General features: G+C 61.9%; 1 protein-coding gene. It reads left to right on the top strand.

What is annotated here, in order from left to right:
* Nucleotides 1-5: 5 nt before the first annotated feature.
* Nucleotides 6-1202 (top strand): IS256 family transposase, encoded by a 1197-nt coding sequence (locus LH128_RS29750; RefSeq protein ID WP_037522042.1) that lies wholly within the window; start codon nucleotides 6-8, stop codon nucleotides 1200-1202.
* Nucleotides 1203-1240 lie beyond the last annotated feature (38 nt).

Below are 1240 nucleotides of genomic sequence, written 5' to 3'. Positions count from 1 at the left end.
AGACGATGACCGACGACAGAATGGCCCTTGTCGAGCTGATTGAGCAAGGGGCTGATAGCGATTTGGTGCGTGAGATGCTGGCTTTCGCCGCAGAGCGTATGATGGATCTCGAGATCGAGGCGAAGACGGGCGTGCCTTGCGGATCACGCAGCCCGGAGCGGCTGAACCACCGCAACGGCTACCGCGAGCGAGGTTGGGATACGCGAGCTGGCCGGATTGATCTGTCGATCCCGAAGCTGCGCAAAGGCAGTTACTTCCCGAGCTTCTTGGAGCCACGCCGCACCGCCGAGAAGGCCTTGGCGGCAGTGATCCAGGAAGCCTACGTCCACGGCGTTTCGACCCGTTCGGTCGACGATCTGGTCAAGGCGATGGGCGCCAGCGGTGTTTCAAAGAGCCAGGTCAGCCGTTTGGTTGCCGAGATCGACGAGCGGGTGAACGCTTTCCTCACGCGACCCATTGAAGGTGAGTGGCCCTATCTATGGATCGACGCCACCTACCTCAAAGAGCGCGAGGGCGGACGGATTGTCTCGACGGCGGCGATAATCGCGGTGGGCGTCAACACCGATGGCCGGCGCGAGGTTCTGGGCGTAGCCACCGGCCCGTCGGAAGCCGAACCCTTCTGGAAAGCCTTCCTGCGCTCGCTGGCGGATCGCGGCCTGCGAGGTGTGAAGCTGGTCATCTCCGACGATCACAAAGGGCTGCGCGCCGCGGCCAGCAAGGTATTTGCCGCAACCCAGCAGCGCTGCCGGGTGCACTGGATGCGCAACGCGTTTGCCCATGCCGCGCCGAAACAACGACCCGCTGTCATTGCCATGATCAAGACCATCTTCGCGCAGGAAACGGCCGAGGCAGCGCACCAGCAGTGGGACCAGGTTGCTGATGCCCTGCGCGAGAAGTTTCCAAAGCTGGCCGACATGATGGACGCATCACGCGAAGACGTGCTCGCCTACATGGCCTTCCCCAAGGATCATTGGGCGCAGATCGCGTCCACCAACCCGCTGGAAAGAGTCAACAAGGAGATCAAGCGAAGGGCCGACGTGATCGGCATATTCCCGAATGACGCTGCCGTCGTTCGTCTCGTCGGAGCGCTCATGCTGGAGCAGAACGATGAGTGGGCGGTATCGCGCCGCTACATGACACTGGAACCTCTCGGCTCGGTGAGCCATAACCCTATTGTCAGCTTGCCAGCACTGGCCGCCTGACCTGAACCTGATCCTGCCGTAGATCGACGGTTCCTACA

This window comes from Sphingomonas sp. LH128, assembly GCF_000293195.2.
GTDB lineage: Bacteria > Pseudomonadota > Alphaproteobacteria > Sphingomonadales > Sphingomonadaceae > Novosphingobium > Novosphingobium resinovorum_A.
The sequence above is the reverse complement of the archived record's forward strand: the minus strand, read 5'-3'. Positions and strand labels throughout refer to the sequence as shown.